Source organism: Nocardioides sp. P5_C9_2 (assembly GCF_054049555.1).
In genome coordinates this window covers 1-1000 of the sequence record NZ_JBFUMD010000754.1, presented here as the reverse complement: position 1 = coordinate 1000, position 1000 = coordinate 1, and the positions used below count along the sequence as shown (strand labels likewise).

Annotated in this window: 1 protein-coding gene; it reads left to right on the top strand. The window is 75.8% G+C overall.

Annotation, left to right across the window (positions count from 1 at the left end; genetic code table 11):
* Positions 1-1000: hypothetical protein (locus tag ACXJKL_RS21525; protein ID WP_457209028.1), on the top strand; the 1000-nt coding region annotated here is incomplete at both ends.

Below are 1000 nucleotides of genomic sequence, written 5' to 3'. Positions count from 1 at the left end.
GCAGCTTCGCGATCCGGTCTCGGGCCGACGGCACGGTCGAGCTCCCGCAGCCCATCGGTCCGGACACGTTCGACGACGAGGACCGCTGGACCCCCAAGCACCCGCACTGGTGGGTGTTCCCGGTCGACCCGCGCACCGGCGTGCTGCCCGGCAGCATCCGCGGGATCCTGGAGGCGGTGGCGGACGATGCGTCGCTCCACAAGATCGTGCTCACCGGGCAGCGGCCGGTGAAGGTGGGCGGTGCCCGGGTCACCACGTGGCCGGCGGAGAGCGCACCCGGTCAGATGTACGCCCTCCGGGCCCGGTTCCTGTTCGTGACCGCGGGCGCCCGCAGTGACGTCAACCACCCGCTCTCCGCGCGCCACCACGAGTTCGTCTGGGTCGGTCCGACCGCCGCGCTCGAGTCGCCTCCGACGATCCTCCCGGGCGCATGGGGCGACCGCGAGGCACCGCCGCGGGACTTCGAGCGCTCCTTGGTGTCCAGGGTCGTGGTCTCCTCGGACTCGCTGGTCGACGCCGCGGGGGCGACCTACCCCCGGGTCGCGGCCGACGACGTCTGGGCCGTCGGCTCTCCGCGGATCGACCTGCTGCTCGCCGAGGAGGCCCGGCTGTCGGCTGGTCTGCGGGCCGACCTCGCCGCCCTGCGGGCGGTGGTGGCGGGACGACGCGTCGTGGTCGTGTCGCCGCTGACCGCGACCGCCGAGGACGTCGACGCGCTGGCGGCCTGGGCCGAGGACCATGACGACGTCGCGCTGCTGTGGGCCGCCCCGACCGGCTGGACCACGCCGGTGCCGGCGCCCCTGGTCGACCTGTACGACGCCGCCCTGCTGCGTCCCGGCGCGCTCCTGCCGCACCCCGTCCAGCCCGAGATGGCGTGGCGCCTCGCCGACGTGGTCGCGACCGGCTGGTCCGCCGACCTCGCCGACGCGGCCGTCCCCGGGCTGCCCGTGGTGGCGCTGCCGGGCGCCTCCGGCAGCCCGCTCGTGGAGCACCCGACGCT